General features: G+C 67.4%; 2 protein-coding genes. Both read left to right on the top strand.

Going from position 1 to position 1314, the window contains the following annotated elements:
* The first annotated feature begins 123 nt into the window (after positions 1-123).
* Positions 124-681, top strand: a complete 558-nt coding sequence (locus HUK84_RS18655) for a nuclear transport factor 2 family protein (RefSeq protein WP_176641560.1) — start codon at positions 124-126, stop codon at positions 679-681.
* Positions 682-788: 107 nt separating this feature from the next.
* A partial coding sequence (locus HUK84_RS18650; protein ID WP_176641559.1) for an MFS transporter occupies positions 789-1314 on the top strand: 526 nt, incomplete at its 3' end.

Raw genomic sequence — 1314 nt, 5'->3', positions numbered from 1 at the left:
GAACACGCCGCCTGGGCCGAGGCGCTGTTCCCCGCGCGGCGCCTGCCGCCGGCGGTCGCCGACCGACCCTGATGCCAACCCCATGGGCCGGGACAGCCCCGTCCCCGACAAGGAGGACCCGACATGGACCTCGCCAACCGTCTCGACGCCCTGTCCGCCAGGGTGGCGGAACTGTCCGCCGAAGCCGACATCCGCCGCCTGCAGTCCCGCTACATGTTTCTGTGCGACACGCCGTGCCCCGAGGCCGGCGTGACCGACGACAGGGCGCGCATCGACCGGATCATGGAATTGTATTGCGACGACGCGATCTGGGAAGGTGTCGGCGCATATTACGACAATCAGTTCGGCCGCTGCGTGGGCAAAGCGGCGATCCGCGCGCATTTCGAGGCATTCTGGGGCCGGAAGCGCGACTCGGCCCTGGTGCTGAATGTCCATTACCTCACTTCGGAACAGATCCATGTGCGGGGTGACGAGGCCGACGGGCAATGGGTACACTGCCAGCCCTGGATCTTCGCGGACGGACGGTCGTTGCTGCGGTCCAGCCGCCTGAACAATCTGTTCCGCAGGCAGGACGGCGTCTGGACGATCGCACGAACCCGCACCGAAAACATGTTCGTCGCGCCGCTGCGCCCTGGCTGGGCGGGGTCCATCCCCACGGGCTCGGTCCTGATGCAGCCGTAGCCGGATCGGGGCCAATCCTTGCCGCAGGCGGCGGCCTGCCTCCTATTGACCGATAACACGGCATGCTGACGTAATGTTATCCTGCCGACATGGACTCGGAGCGACATATGCACGGCAGCGAACGACGCGTTCTGGCCAGCGCCATCATCGGCAATATCGTGGAATGGTACGATTTCGCGCTCTATACCGCTGCCACGCCGCTGGTTTTCGGGCAATTATTCTTCGCGCACGGCCAGGACAGCCTGCTCGTCCAGACCGAGCCGCTGATGATATTCGCCGCCGGATTCGTTATGCGGCCGCTCGGCGGTCTCTTCTTCGGCGCGCTGGGCGACCGGCACGGCCATCGCGCGGCGCTCCGCTGGACCCTGCTGCTGATCGGTATCGCGACGGCGCTGATCGGCGTGCTGCCGTCCTATGCCCGGATCGGCATGATGGCGCCGCTGCTGCTGCTGGGCCTGCGCCTGGTCCAGGGCTTCGCCGCCGGAGGGGAGTGGGCGGGAGCAGTCCTGATCATCGGCGAGGGTGAAACCGGGCCGGAGGACACGCCCGACCGTGTGGGACCGACGACCGGGCGTGGCGTCGCCTTCGCCCTCAGCCAGTCCGGTGTGGCGGCGGGCATGGTCCTGGGGACCG

Source organism: Nguyenibacter vanlangensis (genome assembly GCF_013376155.1).
Classification (GTDB): Bacteria; Pseudomonadota; Alphaproteobacteria; order Acetobacterales; family Acetobacteraceae; genus Gluconacetobacter; species Gluconacetobacter vanlangensis.
This window is presented reverse-complemented; position numbering and strand designations above follow the sequence as displayed.

Coding starts and splice junctions, on each gene's coding strand:
- HUK84_RS18655 (WP_176641560.1), top strand. CDS start 124: ATGGACCTCGCCAACCGTCTCGACGCCCTGTCCGCCAGGGTGGCGGAA.